Origin of the sequence: Bacillus sp. SIMBA_008, from assembly GCF_046535495.1 — a bacterium.
Lineage (GTDB): Bacteria > Bacillota > Bacilli > Bacillales > Bacillaceae > Bacillus > Bacillus subtilis.
The window spans coordinates 1-15,500 of record NZ_JAWRWL010000005.1 but is presented as its reverse complement, the minus strand read 5'-3'; the positions used below and the strand labels follow the sequence as shown (position 1 = coordinate 15,500).

Sequence of the window (15,500 nt, the reverse complement as noted above, 5' to 3'; positions counted from 1 at the left end):
AGTGTTTTACATATGGAGAGAAAAACAGTATTGGTCATCGCTGATCTTGGAGGCTGCCCGCCGCACATGTTTTATAAAAGCGCTGCTGAAAAATATAACCTGGTCAGCTTTATTCCAAGACCTTTTGCAATTACAGCCTCCCATGCAGCATTGATTGAAAAATACTCGGTCGCGGTCATAAAAGATAAAGACTATTTTAAGAGTTTAGCTGATTTTGAGCATCCTGACTCCATTTATTGGGCGCATGAGGATCATAACAAGCCTGAGGAAGAGGTCGTCGAGCAAATCGTCAAGGTTGCCGAAATGTTTGGGGCGGATGCCATCACAACAAACAATGAATTATTCATTGCTCCGATGGCGAAAGCCTGTGAACGTCTGGGCTTGAGAGGTGCCGGCGTGCAGGCAGCCGAAAATGCCAGAGATAAAAATAAAATGAGGGACGCTTTTAATAAGGCCGGAGTCAAATCGATCAAAAACAAACGAGTCACAACTCTCGAAGATTTCCGTGCTGCTCTTGAAGAGATCGGCACACCTCTTATCTTAAAGCCTACATACTTAGCGAGTTCAATCGGTGTAACGCTGATTACGGACACTGAGACGGCAGAAGATGAATTTAACAGAGTCAATGACTATCTGAAATCAATTAACGTGCCAAAGGCGGTTACGTTTGAAGCGCCGTTTATCGCTGAAGAATTTTTACAGGGTGAGTACGGAGACTGGTATCAAACAGAAGGGTACTCCGACTATATCAGTATAGAAGGCATCATGGCTGACGGTGAGTATTTCCCGATCGCCATTCATGATAAAACGCCGCAAATCGGGTTTACAGAGACATCCCACATTACGCCGTCCATTCTGGATGAAGAGGCAAAAAAGAAAATTGTCGAAGCTGCCAAAAAGGCAAATGAAGGTCTTGGCCTGCAAAATTGCGCAACACATACAGAGATCAAGCTAATGAAAAACAGAGAACCGGGTTTAATAGAGTCAGCAGCCAGATTTGCCGGCTGGAATATGATCCCTAACATTAAAAAGGTTTTCGGCCTTGATATGGCGCAATTATTATTAGATGTCCTCTGTTTCGGAAAAGACGCCGATCTGCCGGACGGATTATTGGATCAAGAGCCTTATTATGTTGCCGACTGCCATTTGTACCCGCAGCATTTCAAACAAAATGGCCAAATTCCTGAAACTGCTGAGGATTTGGTCATTGAAGCGATCGATATTCCGGACGGGCTTTTAAAAGGGGATACTGAAATCGTTTCTTTTTCGGCCGCAGCACCAGGAACTTCAGTTGATTTGACATTGTTTGAAGCTTTCAATTCCATTGCTGCATTTGAACTGAAAGGCAGTAATTCACAGGATGTGGCTGAATCAATCAGACAAATTCAGCAGCATGCGAAGCTGACGGCAAAGTATGTGCTGCCAGTATGAAACAGCTGAAACCCAACTCTAAATACTTGCTTTACGGGCAGGCGCTATCATTCATGGGAGACTATTGTGTTCTCCCTGCCCTGCTCATTTTGTCTACATATTATCACGATTATTGGGTGACGTCCGGGGTCATCGTGGTCAGAAGCATTCCGATGGTGTTTCAGCCGTTTTTGGGGGTTCTGGTCGACCGGTTAGACAGAATTAAGATCATGCTGTGGACGGATATCATCAGAGGCATCATCTTTTTGGGGCTCACATTTCTTCCAAAAGGCGAGTATCCGCTGATTTTTCTGGCCCTGCTGTTTATTTCTTATGGAAGCGGCGTGTTTTTTAATCCCGCCCGTCTCGCTGTCATGTCGTCCTTAGAATCAGATATTAAAAGCATCAACACGTTATTTGCAAAAGCGACAACCATTTCCATTATCGTCGGGGCGGCTGCCGGAGGGCTCTTTCTGTTAGGCGGATCTGTAGAGCTGGCTGTTGCCTTTAACGGTGTGACATACCTGGTTTCGGCATTTTTTATCAGCCGTATCAAGCTGCAATTTGTGCCGATTCAATCTGAAAACATTAAAGAGGCCTTTCAGTCTTTTAAGGAAGGACTCAAGGAAATCAAAACCAATGCATTCGTATTAAACGCCATGTTTACGATGATTACGATGGCTTTGCTGTGGGGAGTTGTGTACAGCTATTTTCCGATTGTCAGCCGCTTTCTGGGTGACGGGGAAATCGGTAACTTTATTCTCACGTTCTGCATCGGCTTCGGCGGCTTTATCGGAGCGGCGCTTGTCAGCAAATGGGGCTTTAACAACAATAGAGGCCTGACGTACTTTACCGTTTTATCCATTGTCTCGCTGGCGCTGTTTTTATTCACACCGATATTCGCTGTTTCTGTCATCGCGGCGATCCTCTTTTTCATCGCGATGGAATACGGGGAAGTGCTTGCAAAAGTGAAGGTTCAGGAAAATGCGGCAAACCAGATTCAAGGGCGCATTTTTTCAGTGGCCGAAGCGTCTATCGGATTATGCATTTCTATTGGTTCAATGTTCATTAATATCCTAAGCGCTCCGGTCATTATGGGGCTGATTGTCGTGATCGTATGCGGTTTGTTTTTGCATACGAAGCTCGTCAACAAATCGTTTTTGGAACGGGATAACAAAACGGAGCAAAAAGGAGTCTTTTAGATGGAAATAACACCGTCCGATGTCATCAAGACACTTCCAAGGCAGGAGTTTTCTCTCGTTTTTCAAAAGGTAAAGGAAATGGAAAAAACGGGAGCCCATATCATTAATCTCGGACAGGGGAACCCTGACCTTCCCACTCCGCCGCATATTGTCGAGGCTTTGCGGGAGGCGTCTCTGAATCCTTCATTTCATGGATACGGCCCATTCAGGGGCTATCCTTTTTTGAAGGAAGCAATCGCTGCTTTCTATAAAAGAGAATACGGCGTGACAATCAATCCTGAAACGGAGGTCGCGCTTTTCGGAGGCGGGAAAGCCGGTTTGTATGTGCTGACACAATGCCTGCTCAATCCGGGAGACATCGCTTTAGTCCCGAATCCAGGCTACCCTGAATATTTATCAGGGATTACGATGGCGCGAGCTGAGCTTTACGAAATGCCGCTGTATGAAGAAAATGGCTATCTGCCGGATTTTGAAAAGATTGATCCAGCCGTGCTGGAAAAAGCGAAGCTTATGTTTTTAAACTACCCGAACAACCCCACTGGAGCTGTGGCTGATGCGGCTTTTTATGCAAGAGCTGCTGCTTTTGCGAAAGAGCATAACATCCATTTGATTCATGATTTTGCATACGGAGCGTTTGAATTCGATCAAAAACCGGCCAGCTTTCTTGAGGCAGAGGATGCCAAAATTGTCGGAGCAGAGCTTTATTCATTTTCAAAAACATTTAACATGGCCGGCTGGAGAATGGCGTTTGCGGTTGGGAACGAAAGGATCATTCAGGCCGTCAATGAATTTCAGGATCATGTATTTGTCGGCATGTTCGGCGGGCTGCAGCAGGCAGCGAGTGCGGCGCTTTCTGGAGATCCGGAGCATACGGAATCGTTGAAACGAATTTATAAGGAACGAATTGACTTTTTTACGGCGCTTTGTGAAAAGGAACTGGGCTGGAAGATGGAAAAGCCAAAAGGAACCTTTTACGTATGGGCTGAAATTCCGAATACGTTTGAGACATCTCACCAATTTTCCGATTACTTGCTGGAGCATGCCCATGTCGTAGTCACACCGGGCGAAATTTTTGGAAGCAACGGAAAAAGGCATGTCAGAATCTCAATGGTGTCGAAGCAGGAGGATCTGAGGGAATTTGTCACGCGGATTCAAAAGCTGAACCTGCCGTTCGGGTCATTACAAGAAACATCCCGCTAAAAAGCGGGATGTTTTTATATGCTTTTCATGCTGCCGCCGTCAGCGGAAATTTGCTGTCCCGTGATGTAGGAGGCTTCCTCAGAGGCAAGAAATGCGGCGAGCGCTGCGGTTTCTTCGGCTGATCCGACCCGTTTCATCGGAATCCCGGAAGCAATCTGTTCTTCTGCTTTCTGTTTGGATATGCTGTTCTTTTTCATCACATTTTCCACAAATTGATGATAACGGTCTGTAGCGATAAAACCAGGATTCAGACAGTTGACAGTAATGTTGTGAGGAGCAAGCTGGATGGAAATATTTTTACTGGCGTTAATTAAAGCGGCATTCATCATACTGTTTGTGAACATGTTGGCGCCGGGTTCCTTCCACAGATTTCCGACAATGTTGATGATTCTGCCAAACTCGTTTTGTTTCATCAGTGAGGAAGCACGCTTGATTGCGTCAATATAGGCAACGGTCTTTTGAGTGAACGTGGCCGTCATATCCTCTATATTGCAGTTATCAAATGTGTCAGGCGCGCCGCCCGGGATATTATTAATCAGAACATCAAGCCGTCCGCATTGAGATTCGATTGCCTGAAAAATGGCCGCTCTCGTATGCTGGTCAGACATATCGCCCGCAAGGACAATGACGCTCGCCTCAGGATGCTTGGCCAAAATGTCTTCTTTGACAGATTCAATATTATCCAAATTTCGCGAATTAATGACGAGGGAAAAGTGCTGGTCTGCTAATTTCAGAGCGATTGCTTTCCCAATCCCTTGACTGGCTCCCATAACAAATGCGGTTCGTTTTGACAAATAACTGCACCCCTTTGAAAAAAATGGATTATTATCTACATCGTAAGAAAAAACGAAGAAAATAGCAAATTTTATTTAAATTCTGATAAAGGAGAATTGAAAAACTCCCGCCGGATAGGGCGGGAGGGGATATTATACATATAAGAATTGAGGAAGTGTATCAAGCGAAAGGTGATTGCCGACAAAGAATGAACCAAATTCGCCATAGCGAGCGCTGACTTCGTCAAAACGCATTTCGTACACTAGCTTCTTGAATTGAAGGACATCATCGCTGAATAATGTAACGCCCCACTCGTAATCGTCAAAGCCGACAGAGCCGGTGATGATCTGTTTGACTTTGCCCGCATAGCTGCGGCCGATTAAACCGTGGCTTCTCATCAAGTTTCTGCGTTCCTCCATTGAAAGCATATACCAGTTGTCGTTGCCGGATCTTCTTTTATCCATTGGATAGAAGCATACATATTTTGATTCCGGCAGTTCAGGGTAAAGGCGCGCGCGCACATGCGGATTTTCGTAAGGATCGCCGTCACCGCTTGCCAAGTAGTTGCTCAGCTCTACCACTGATACGTAGGAGTATGCCGGAATGGTGAACTCAGCAAGTCTTGATTTGTTGAATTCAAGCTCAATTTGATTTAATTCTTCCATTGTAGGACGAAGGATCATCAGCATAAAATCAGCTTTTTGGCCGACGATGCTGTAAAGAGTTTGCGATCCTTTTCCTTCTTTTTGGGCTACGCCCCATTTTTCAAGCAACCCGGTGAATTCATGTATGATAGATTGGCGCTCATCACTGGACAGAAGCTTCCAGGAAGCCCAATCCATTGTGCGGAAATCATGAAGCGCATACCAGCCGTCAAGCGTTTTTGCCGCTTCATTCGTCATTTGCTGTTCACTCATTTATCTTCACTCCCATTATCTTTTCATGATTGCCTTCACTATACCATAGTTTATCCGATTCTACTGTGGAGAAACCTTGAACATCCCTTCCGTATAACTCCATCAAAATAGAAGAACCTATAAGGGAAGATTGAGTCACTTAAATTAGTTAGAAAAATAAGATTTTTTTATGAAAGCGCTATAATGAAAGTTGGCTGTTTGAATTTGATTGGAAGAAGAGTATGCTAGTAAAAGAAAGCGTTTTTGTAACTTTTTGAGGAGGTTTTATTGTGGCAGATTTATTTTCAACAGTGCAAGAAAAAGTAGCTGGAAAAGACGTTAAAATTGTATTTCCTGAAGGCTTAGACGAGCGTATTTTAGAAGCGGTCAGCAAGCTTGCAGGAAACAAAGTGCTGAATCCGATTGTGATCGGCAATGAAAATGAGATCCAAGCAAAAGCAAAAGAATTGAACCTTACGCTGGACGGCGTTAAGATTTATGATCCTCATACATATGAAGGCATGGAAGACCTTGTACAAGCATTCGTAGAACGCCGCAAAGGCAAAGCGACTGAAGAACAGGCTCGTAAAACATTATTAGACGAGAACTACTTCGGTACAATGCTGGTGTATAAAGGACTTGCAGACGGACTTGTAAGCGGAGCTGCTCACTCAACTGCTGACACTGTCCGCCCGGCTCTTCAAATCATCAAAACAAAAGAAGGCGTGAAAAAGACTTCCGGCGTGTTCATCATGGCTCGCGGAGAAGAGCAATACGTATTCGCAGATTGCGCGATCAACATTGCGCCTGACAGCCAAGATCTTGCCGAGATTGCGATCGAAAGTGCCAATACGGCAAAAATGTTCGACATTGAGCCTCGCGTGGCAATGCTCAGCTTCTCTACAAAAGGCTCAGCAAAATCTGATGAAACAGAAAAAGTAGCGGATGCAGTTAAAATCGCGAAAGAAAAAGCGCCTGAACTGACACTTGACGGCGAATTCCAATTTGATGCTGCATTTGTTCCATCTGTAGCTGAGAAAAAAGCGCCGGATTCCGAGATCAAAGGGGACGCTAACGTATTCGTATTCCCAAGCCTTGAAGCAGGAAACATCGGCTATAAAATCGCTCAGCGTTTGGGCAACTTTGAAGCGGTAGGACCAATCCTGCAAGGTTTAAATATGCCTGTAAACGACCTTTCAAGAGGATGTAACGCTGAAGATGTTTACAATCTCGCATTAATTACAGCGGCGCAAGCACTGTAGTAAAAATGAAGGCGATGGCAGCTCTCGACCGAGGGCTGCCTTTTTTGCGCTTCCGTATAGCCTTCTTTACCAAGACGGATGATATGAGTACAATAAAGAAAACTAATCATAACCATATATTTCATTAATGACAGGGGTGGGGTTTTTGTATTACGACGTGCTGAAAACGTTTATAGCGGTGGTAGAAGAAAAAAACTTCACAAAAGCGGCGGAAAAGCTGATGATCTCCCAGCCCAGCGTCAGTCTGCATATCAAAAATCTTGAGAAAGAATTTCAAACGGCTCTTCTGAACAGGTCGCCAAAACACTTTACGACAACGCCGACAGGAGACATTTTATATCAAAGAGCAAAGCAAATGGTGTTTCTCTACGAACAAGCCAAGGCTGAAATCTATGCGCATCATCACTATGTGAAGGGTGAATTGAAAATAGCTGCAAGCTTTACAATCGGTGAGTATATTCTTCCGCCGCTATTGGCCCAGCTGCAAAAGCTGTATCCAGAGCTGAATCTAGATGTCATGATTGGCAATACAGAGGAGGTCAGCGAGCGTGTGCGGATGCTTCAGGCTGATATCGGGCTGATTGAAGGACATACAAACGAGAATGAGCTGGAAATTGAACCGTTCATGGAGGATGAAATGTGCATTGCCGCTCCAAATCAGCATCCGCTCGCCGGGCGGAAAGAGATTTCGATCAGCGATTTGCAGAACGAAGCGTGGGTGACAAGAGAGAAAGGCTCCGGGACGAGAGAATATCTCGATCATGTACTCAGTTCAAATGGACTTCGGCCGAAATCAATGTTCACCATCAGCAGCAATCAAGGTGTAAAGGAAGCGGTGATTAACGGCATGGGACTTTCGGTTCTATCCAGAAGCGTACTGCATAAGGATTTGATCCACCGGGAAATCTCAATTCTGCATATTAAAGATTTCTCGTTAAAGCGCAAGCTGTCTTACATTCATTCTCCTCTCATGGAGAATACAAAAAATAAAGAAATTTTTATTACGATGCTGAAAAGCAATTATCAATCACAGCTGCTGAAATGATATAATAGTTTTCGTTCAATAAGCCTAACATGAAAGGGTTTTACATAGATGGCAAACCAACCGATTGATTTACTGATGCAGCCGAAATGGAGAGTCATTGACCAATCCAGTCTCGGCCCTTTATTTGATGCGAAGCAATCCTTCGCAATGGATGATACGCTGTGCATGTCCGTCGGAAAAGGCGTGTCGCCGGCGACAGCGCGCTCATGGGTGCACCACGATACAATTGTCCTTGGAATACAGGATACACGCCTCCCGTTTTTGCAGGATGGCATCTCCTTGCTGGAGAGTCAAGGATACCGTGTGATCGTACGCAATTCCGGCGGTCTTGCCGTCGTATTGGATGACGGTGTTTTAAATATCTCTCTCATATTCGAGGACGAAAAGAAAGGCATCGATATAGACAAAGGATATGAAGCGATGGTCGAGCTGATGAGACGAATGCTGAGACCGTACAACGCAAAGATCGAAGCCTATGAAATTGAAGGGTCTTATTGTCCCGGCAGCTATGACCTCAGTATAAATGGCAAAAAGTTCGCCGGCATCTCTCAGAGACGCGTTCGCGGCGGAGTTGCTGTTCAAATTTATCTCTGTGCGGATAAAAGCGGCAGTGAAAGGGCCGACTTGATCAGACGATTCTATCAAGCGGCGCTGAAAGACAAACAAAACGATAAAAAAGGCGTCTATCCGGAAATACGTCCGGAAACGATGGCGTCCTTAAGTGAGCTTCTGCAAAAAGACATCTCCGTACAAGACTTAATGTTCGCTTTATTGACGGAATTAAAAGCGTTAAGCACCCATCTTTACTCTGCCGGACTGTCCATTGATGAGGAAATGGAATTTGAGAAAAACCTCGCCCGGATGGCTGAGCGGAATGCAAAGGTATTTGGGTGAACGTTCTTCGCATGCCGGCTGTATATGCCGGCATGCATTTTTTATCACAAGCGGCATTTTACCCCAATAATCTTATTTTCAGATAAATCCTTCTTACATACAGATAACCACAGCAAAAAGAAAAACGATAAAATGATATCAGCATCCATATTAAAGGGGAGAGGCAGATGAAAGGGAATATTTACAGCCTTTTTGTATTGATTGCGGCTTTTTTCTGGGGGACCACGGGAACCGTTCAGGCATTGGCTCCAGAAAGCGCCACACCGCTGGCATTTGGGGCGTTCAGGTTATTAATAGGAGGGAGCGCCATGCTGCTTGCGGTTTGGATCAGCCGAGAGCTTCACGTGAAAAATTGGTCATGGCCGCTCGTATTTTTAGCCGCTGTTTGTATGGCGTGTTACCAGCCGCTGTTTTTCACAGCGGTTAAAGAAACGGGAATTGCAGTGGGAACTGTGATTGCCATCGGCAGTGCGCCTATCATTGCCGGGACCCTCGAATGGGCTGTATTGAAGAAACGCCCGCGAAACTCTTGGTGGATTGCGACTGTGCTGGCTTTAGCGGGTTGCTGGCTTCTGTTTTCCGACAGTTCCAATGTTCGGATTGATGTGGCTGGTGTTCTTATGGCGCTTGGAGCGGGTGCTTCTTTTGCAGGCTATACGCTCATCAGTAAAGCGATGATGAAAACCCAGCCTCCTCGAGCGACCTCCGCCGTTGTATTCATGATCAGCGCCATCTTGCTGACGCCGCTATTATGGCAGTCAGATATCTCGTGGATATGGACCCCTAGAGGACTGGGAACAAGCCTTTACATCGGGTTAATTGCAACATGTGCCGCATACTTTTTGTTTGCGAAAGGGCTTACCGGGGTTCCGGCCTCGGCGGCGGTCACGCTGTCTTTAGCTGAACCGCTGACGGCTTCATTGCTTGGCGTGTTTTTCATAGGGGAAATGCTTTCGCCTTCCTCGTGGCTGGGCGGCATTGCGCTTATGATGCTGGGGCTTTTGGTCATTTCTGCTGAGCCTCGAAAACAAAAAACGGCCGAGGCAACTCACATGTCTTAATAGATTCACATAAGCTTCGCCTCATTTTACAAGAATAGCTGATCCGGCTGCAAAATGAGGAAATTCTCTTTTCTCAATAGAAAAGGGGATTTTGCACATGGCGAAAATCCCAAAACAGCTGCCCGTTTTGGGATTTTTCTATGTCATTCCGCTAATTTTTCTAAATTGCCGTTCCGGTCCATTTTGAAGGACGGAGAGGCATGTTCATCTTCTTCAAATAAAACTAGCTTTCTGGCTCTGTTCATAATTTTCACCAAGGTTTCATAATCTTCTTGGATCGTTTTTTGGTCTTTTTCAAGCTTTTGAACTTCTGCCTCTAGCTGCTCTGTTTTGTTTTGCAATTCATGATTTTCTTTCTTTAAACGCTCGTTTTCCATTTTTAATGCTGATGATTGCTCGTTATTGCCTTCGTAATTCTGCAGGAAGCGGATCACATCATTCATCGTCATCTCAGGCGCAGCTGCAGGCGTTTGAGGAGACAATAAGTGTGATAGACTAGCTAACTCTTCCTTAAAGCTTTCATCAACAAAAGGCATATGTTCGCCAGACATTAAAGGTTGCTCATTTTCGACAGATGGTGTTTCCATTTTAACCGGCTCTTCTGCAGCGGTTTCTTGAATGATTTCAGGATCAACGGCAGGAGGCTGATATAATAATCTTTTTTTCGCGGGCTGCCCGTTTCCGAGCGCTCTCATCCGCTGTTTTCGTTGTTTCTTCGCAAGCTGGAGCGCTTTTTCATATTGATGGCGGACCACTGCGTTCCATCTGAATCCGCAGGCTGCAGATGTCCGGTTTAATTTATCGCCGACTTCTTCAAAGGCGTTCAGCTGAGTGCTGCCCTCCCTCACATGCCGAAGCACTGTTTCGGCTAAAAGCAGATCGTTTTCCTCTGACCAAGCGTCTTGTCGCTGTTTTGTCATTTATCTCAACTCCCATTTTTCTTTTCATGGTATTAGAATGTCCAGGTTGGAAAATATTTATACAAATTGGCTGAAAGAATAGGAGATACGAAGGATGGAGCGGCTTGCAGGAACAGTCGAATCCTTGTAAAATGAAGAGTGATGTGATTTTTTTTTGAAACGTGATTTTAGGTTATTCACATAGATGAACATAGAAATGAAGGGAAGCGTACGTCATGGCTAATGAATTTCGAGTGTGTGATGATTGCCAAGCCACTAATATCAAAACATTGCTGCCGCGTTTGAAAGAAGTGGACCCGGACGCAAAGGTTGAGGTAGGATGCCAATCTTATTGCGGGCCCGGACGGAAAAAATCATTTGCTTTTGTGAACAATCGCCCGCTGTCAGCTCCGACAGAGGATGAGCTGATTGACAAAGTAAAAAAGAAAATAAAAAAGTAAAAACATATTTTTTCTTAGCCTCGGCCCTCAGGTCAGGCTTTTTTGCTTCACAAGATGTGTTTTTCATGAAGATGGAACAAATCGCCGGGCAAATTCAAGGATGTTTTCAAAGAATAGAGTCGATATAATAGAAACACGGCTAAAAAAAAGAGGGAATGACGATGGCGTATCCAAATGGAAAATTATCAGAAGAAAAAGTGTTTAAAGATCCGGTGCACCGCTATGTTCATGTTCGGGACAAGCTGATATGGGATTTGATCGGAACCCGTGAATTTCAGCGTCTCCGCAGAATTAAGCAGCTCGGAACGACCTATTTGACGTTCCATGGGGCTGAGCACAGCCGGTTCAACCATTCTCTCGGTGTCTATGAAATTGTCAGAAGAATGGTTGATGACGTCTTTAAAGGCCGCCCTGAATGGGATGACAGTGAGCGCGAACTCTGTTTGGCCGCGGCGCTGCTTCATGACCTCGGGCACGGGCCGTTCTCGCATTCATTTGAAAAGGTCTTTCACCTTGACCACGAGGATTTTACAAGAGGTATCATTTTGGGAGACACGGAGGTTAATCAGGTGCTCAGAAAGGTGAGCCCGGGGTTCCCTCAGGATGTTGCTGAAGTCATTGCCAAAACATATAAAAACAAGCAAGTGGTCAGCCTGATTTCGAGTCAGATTGACGCAGATCGCATGGATTACCTCCAGCGCGACGCATATTATACGGGCGTCAGCTACGGCCATTTTGATATGGAGCGGATTCTTCGGGTGATGCGGCCGCGCGAGGATCAGATCGTCATTAAAGAAAGCGGAATGCACGCTGTCGAAGACTATATCATGAGCCGTTACCAAATGTACTGGCAGGTCTACTTCCATCCTGTGACTAGAAGTGCAGAGGTCATTTTAACGAAGATTCTTCACAGGGCGAAGCAGCTGCACGATGAAGGCTATGTCTTCACTCACGCTCCTGTTCATTTCTATTCTATTTTTGAAGGGAAATTGACACTGGAGGATTATGTAAAGCTGGATGAATCTATTATTTTGTATTACTTCCAGGCCTGGGAGGATGAAGAAGACGCGATTTTATCCGACTTGTGCCGCAGATTCATTAACCGCCAGCTGTTCCAATACGTTGAATTCAATCCGAATGAAGAAATGTCGGCTTATTTTGAGCTGACTTCATTGTTCAAAGAGGCGGGAATCGATCCGAGCTATTATTTGGTCGTTGATTCTTCATCAGATCTGCCATACGATTTTTACCGACCGGGAGAGGAAGAGGAGCGTCTGCCGATCCATCTCTTGACGCAAAACGGCCAAATTAAAGAGCTGTCCAGGCAGTCGGCTATTGTGGAATCCATCTCAGGTAAACGGCGGACGGACCACAAGCTGTACTATCCAAAGGACTTGATTTGTGACGGCTCTGAACATCCGGAAGCGAAAATGAAAATCCGGCAGCTGCTGGGACTGACATAGAAATTGGAAAGAAGGAAAAAGGAGATGTCGGGAATTTGTTGAAAGAACATGCAAAACTGATGAAGGTGTTCTCGGATTCTGGAGAAATCATCGGGCGAAAGAAGCTGCAGAAAATGATTTATATCGCCAAGAAAATGCAGTTTCCTTTCTATGAGAAATATGATTTTCACTTTTACGGACCATATTCAGAGGAACTGACGCTCCAGATTGAAGAGCTGTGCAACCTTGGATTTCTGCATGAGGTGAAGGAAAAAAAGGGCGGCTACTTTCAATACCGGTATTCGCTGACTGAGACAGGCTCCGCATTTTTAGACCATGCTGATCTGGACATGCCGGATATGAAAGGCTATATCGACAGTGTAAACAGCCGTTCTTCACGGTTTTTAGAGCTGGTTTCCACGATCCTTTACTTTGACGGGCTTGAGGATGAGGAAAAGAAAGAAAAAGTCTTTACCATCAAAAGTAAGCAAAAATATACAAATGAAGAATATGACGAAGCGCTTCAATACATAGAGGAACTGAAGCAGATTTGTTAACCATACCGAGCAAAAGAAATGAATCGTTTCTTTTGCTTTTTTTATTGACAAAAGCTGCTAAGAGATTCATTATGGATAATAGTTATCCATAATGAATCAGGAGTGAATAGGATGAAAATGAAATCAGGAATGGAGCAGGCGGTTTCTGTGTTGCTTTTACTGTCACGGCTGCCTGTACAGGCTTCTTTGACGTCAGAGGCTATAAGCCAGCGATTGCGTGTGTCTCCGTCTTACTTGAAGAAGCTGATGAGAACATTAGTTCAAGCCGGTTTGGCAGAATCCTTACCAGGGACGAAGGGCGGTTTTACCCTGACGAAGCCTTTGGCTGACATTACGCTTTATGATGTTTATCAAGCGGTCGAAGGCAGAGGTTCGATGTATCAGGGGAAAGGCCTGCTGCAATCTGTATTTGAGGGGGAAAGTCAATGTGTGCTGGAGACAGTCATGGCGGAAATCGAGGATAAATGGGCTAATCTCATGAGAGAAGAATCCTTGCAGCATGTCATGGACAGAGTCGGGGAATTGTATGATCTTGAAAAAATAGATGATTGGGTAATCAAGCAAGTGAAAGGGCAATTGTAATGAAAAATAGCGCGTCTATACAAGAATCAACATCATCAACAGGCATATCCGTGCTGATCGTGCTCGCACTTGGTTTCCTCATGGCAACTCTTGATGTGACCGTTGTGAATGTGGCGATGGCTGATATGAAAAGCACTCTTTCAATGTCACTTTCAGGTGTAACGTGGGTTGTGGACGGGTACATTCTTACTTTTGCGTCGCTTCTGCTGGCGGGCGGAGCCTTGGCCGACCGTTTCGGATCGAAGACGATCTATATCTTGGGTTTAGCTATTTTTGTTCTCGCCTCTTGTCTATGCGGTGCATCCTTTAATGGGCAAATGCTGATTGCCGGACGCCTTATACAGGGAATTGGCGCAGCTTTGTTTATGCCAAGCTCACTCAGCCTTTTGGCTGCCTCTTACCCTGATGAGCGGGCGCGGGCGAGAATGTTTGGACTGTGGGCCGCGCTTGTTTCCGCCGCTTCAGCCCTTGGGCCTTTTATCGGGGGCGTGCTGGTAGAGTTGGCGGGATGGCAGAGTATTTTTCTGATCAATGTGCCAATAGGGGCTGCTGCGCTCATTTCAGCTTACCGAATCCTCAGCCGCGTTCCGGGAAAAAGCAGCCGCGTGAACATCATCGGGCATCTGCTTGGCATGATGGCTCTCGGGTTTCTTTCCTATGCTTTGATACAGGGGCCTTCAGCGGGCTGGCGCTCGCCAGTGATTCTTGTAGCATTTACTGCAGCGATTTTGGCATTTGTGCTGTTTTTGCTGCGGGAAATTTCTGCAAAAGCACCCATCCTGCCGGCGTCCTTATACAAAAACGGCCGCTTCTCAGCTGCCCAATTTATCGGGTTTTTGCTGAATTTCGCCCTTTTTGGCGGCATGTTTATGCTCAGCCTTTTTTTGCAGGAAGCAGGAGGTGCAAGTTCCTTTATGGCTGGAGTGGAGCTGCTGCCGATGATGGCGGTCTTCGTGATCGGCAATCTGCTGTTTGCCCGTCTGGCGAATCGGTTTGAAGCCGGGCAGCTTATGTTTGTATCAATGGCGGTCAGCTGTATCATTGCATTGCTGTTGTTTGTGCTGATTTCTCCGGATTTTCCTTATTGGCAGCTGGCGGTGTTGATGTCTGTTATGAACCTCTGTACCGGTATTACAGTTCCTGCCATGACAACTGTGATCATGCAGGCTGCCGGGCAAAGACATGCTAATATCGCCGGTGCGGCGTTAAATGCAAACCGGCAAATCGGAGCCTTGGTCGGCGTAGCGATAACCGGGGTGATCATTCATCTGTCCGCCACTTGGTATGCTGGTGCCGGGTTTACGTTTTTGATGATGGGAGCGTCATACAGCCTCGCTGCATTGCTTGTATGGCTGTTTCTGGCTGCCCATAACGGGACTGCCGCGTCAGAAAAAATGTAAATCACTGATTGCACTTTGTGGGAATATATAGTAAGATGTAAAAAATTATTGAAACAACAGGCACTGATAAGGACACGAGATGCTTTTTACGGTTTCCAGAGAGGGAAGGACAGCTGAGATCTTCCTAACGCAGGGAAAGCAGCTTACCGCCTTTGAGCCGTATCGGGGAAAACAAGTATCTGATACCGTCATGCTGCGTTACAGCATCTTTAAGCCGATCACCATGTGTAATTGATCGGGAATTTGGGTGGAACCACGGATGATCAACACATTCGTCCCTTTTAGAGGGATGGGTGTGTTTTTTTATATGAACTACATAAATGCGTTGAAAAGGACACGAATGATAGTTACGGTTTTCAGAGAGGGAAGGAAAGGTGAGAGCTTCCCAGCTTAGGAATATCATTTACCGCCTTGG

General features: G+C 45.5%; 15 protein-coding genes and 1 other annotated feature. Of the genes, 12 read left to right on the top strand and 3 right to left on the bottom strand.

The genetic code is table 11. From position 1 onward, the window contains the following. Nucleotides 1-12 precede the first annotated feature (12 nt). From bacD to bacF, 3 genes are read left to right on the top strand one after another with little or no spacing between them, the layout of a single operon-like run. Nucleotides 13-1,431 carry an alanine--anticapsin ligase gene (gene bacD, locus SB658_RS16350; RefSeq protein WP_003242921.1) on the top strand — a complete coding sequence of 473 codons (1,419 nt, stop codon included), beginning with the start codon at nucleotides 13-15 and terminating at the stop codon, nucleotides 1,429-1,431. Further along, entirely contained in the window at nucleotides 1,428-2,612 is a 1,185-nt protein-coding gene (gene bacE, locus SB658_RS16345; protein WP_014481236.1) for a bacilysin exporter BacE, read from the top strand. The genes bacD and bacE overlap by 4 nt, the downstream gene beginning before the upstream one ends. Beyond that, complete coding sequence (gene bacF, locus SB658_RS16340; RefSeq protein ID WP_014481235.1) at nucleotides 2,613-3,812, top strand: transaminase BacF; 1,200 nt, start codon at nucleotides 2,613-2,615, stop codon at nucleotides 3,810-3,812. It abuts the gene before it with no gap. A 14-nt stretch (nucleotides 3,813-3,826) separates the two neighbouring features. On the opposite strand, the gene bacG is transcribed toward bacF, so the two are convergent. Further along, complete coding sequence (gene bacG, locus SB658_RS16335; protein WP_015714908.1) at nucleotides 3,827-4,606, bottom strand: NADPH-dependent reductase BacG; 780 nt, start codon at nucleotides 4,604-4,606, stop codon at nucleotides 3,827-3,829. Nucleotides 4,607-4,738: 132 nt separating this feature from the next. After that, a complete protein-coding gene (gene hemQ / locus SB658_RS16330; RefSeq protein WP_003242896.1) occupies nucleotides 4,739-5,503 on the bottom strand; it encodes a hydrogen peroxide-dependent heme synthase in 765 nt (254 codons plus the stop codon). Nucleotides 5,504-5,772: 269 nt separating this feature from the next. Between hemQ and pta the strand changes: the two genes are divergently transcribed. The 4 genes from pta (at nucleotide 5,773) to SB658_RS16310 (ending at nucleotide 9,744) form a co-directional block, all read left to right on the top strand. Further along, on the top strand, nucleotides 5,773-6,744 hold the full coding sequence (gene pta, locus SB658_RS16325) for a phosphate acetyltransferase (RefSeq protein ID WP_015714906.1): 972 nt from the start codon (nucleotides 5,773-5,775) through the stop codon (nucleotides 6,742-6,744). A gap of 145 nt (nucleotides 6,745-6,889) precedes the next feature. Then, the gene (gene cysL, locus SB658_RS16320; protein ID WP_014481233.1) at nucleotides 6,890-7,789 is read left to right on the top strand and encodes a cysJI operon transcriptional regulator CysL; all 900 of its coding nucleotides are present in this window, start codon (nucleotides 6,890-6,892) and stop codon (nucleotides 7,787-7,789) included. Between the two features lie 48 nt (nucleotides 7,790-7,837). Next, nucleotides 7,838-8,683: an octanoyl-[GcvH]:protein N-octanoyltransferase gene (gene ywfL / locus SB658_RS16315; RefSeq protein WP_015714905.1), complete on the top strand. Its 846-nt coding sequence runs from the start codon at nucleotides 7,838-7,840 to the stop codon at nucleotides 8,681-8,683. Between the two features lie 167 nt (nucleotides 8,684-8,850). Next, entirely contained in the window at nucleotides 8,851-9,744 is an 894-nt protein-coding gene (locus SB658_RS16310; RefSeq protein WP_015714904.1) for a carboxylate/amino acid/amine transporter, read from the top strand. Between the two features lie 143 nt (nucleotides 9,745-9,887). Here SB658_RS16310 and rsfA read toward each other — a convergent pair whose 3' ends face one another. Next, nucleotides 9,888-10,664 (bottom strand): prespore-specific transcription regulator RsfA, encoded by a 777-nt coding sequence (rsfA, locus tag SB658_RS16305; RefSeq protein WP_015714903.1) that lies wholly within the window; start codon nucleotides 10,662-10,664, stop codon nucleotides 9,888-9,890. 215 nt (nucleotides 10,665-10,879) lie between these two features. Here rsfA and SB658_RS16300 point away from each other — a divergent pair, with 215 nt between their 5' ends. The 5 genes from SB658_RS16300 (at nucleotide 10,880) to SB658_RS16280 (ending at nucleotide 15,085) form a co-directional block, all read left to right on the top strand. Then, nucleotides 10,880-11,104, top strand: coding sequence for a YuzB family protein (locus SB658_RS16300; protein WP_003222050.1), 225 nt, complete (start codon nucleotides 10,880-10,882; stop codon nucleotides 11,102-11,104). A 161-nt stretch (nucleotides 11,105-11,265) separates the two neighbouring features. Further along, nucleotides 11,266-12,567: an HD domain-containing protein gene (locus SB658_RS16295; RefSeq protein WP_024571616.1), complete on the top strand. Its 1,302-nt coding sequence runs from the start codon at nucleotides 11,266-11,268 to the stop codon at nucleotides 12,565-12,567. Nucleotides 12,568-12,602: 35 nt separating this feature from the next. Then, nucleotides 12,603-13,103, top strand: coding sequence for a YwgA family protein (locus SB658_RS16290; RefSeq protein WP_003227524.1), 501 nt, complete (start codon nucleotides 12,603-12,605; stop codon nucleotides 13,101-13,103). 111 nt (nucleotides 13,104-13,214) lie between these two features. Continuing rightward, nucleotides 13,215-13,685, top strand: coding sequence for an Rrf2 family transcriptional regulator (locus SB658_RS16285; protein ID WP_015714902.1), 471 nt, complete (start codon nucleotides 13,215-13,217; stop codon nucleotides 13,683-13,685). Further along, a complete protein-coding gene (locus SB658_RS16280; protein ID WP_015714901.1) occupies nucleotides 13,685-15,085 on the top strand; it encodes an MFS transporter in 1,401 nt (466 codons plus the stop codon). The genes SB658_RS16285 and SB658_RS16280 overlap by 1 nt, the downstream gene beginning before the upstream one ends. Before the next feature lie 54 nt (nucleotides 15,086-15,139). Beyond that, nucleotides 15,140-15,368, top strand: a binding site (T-box leader). Nucleotides 15,369-15,500 lie beyond the last annotated feature (132 nt).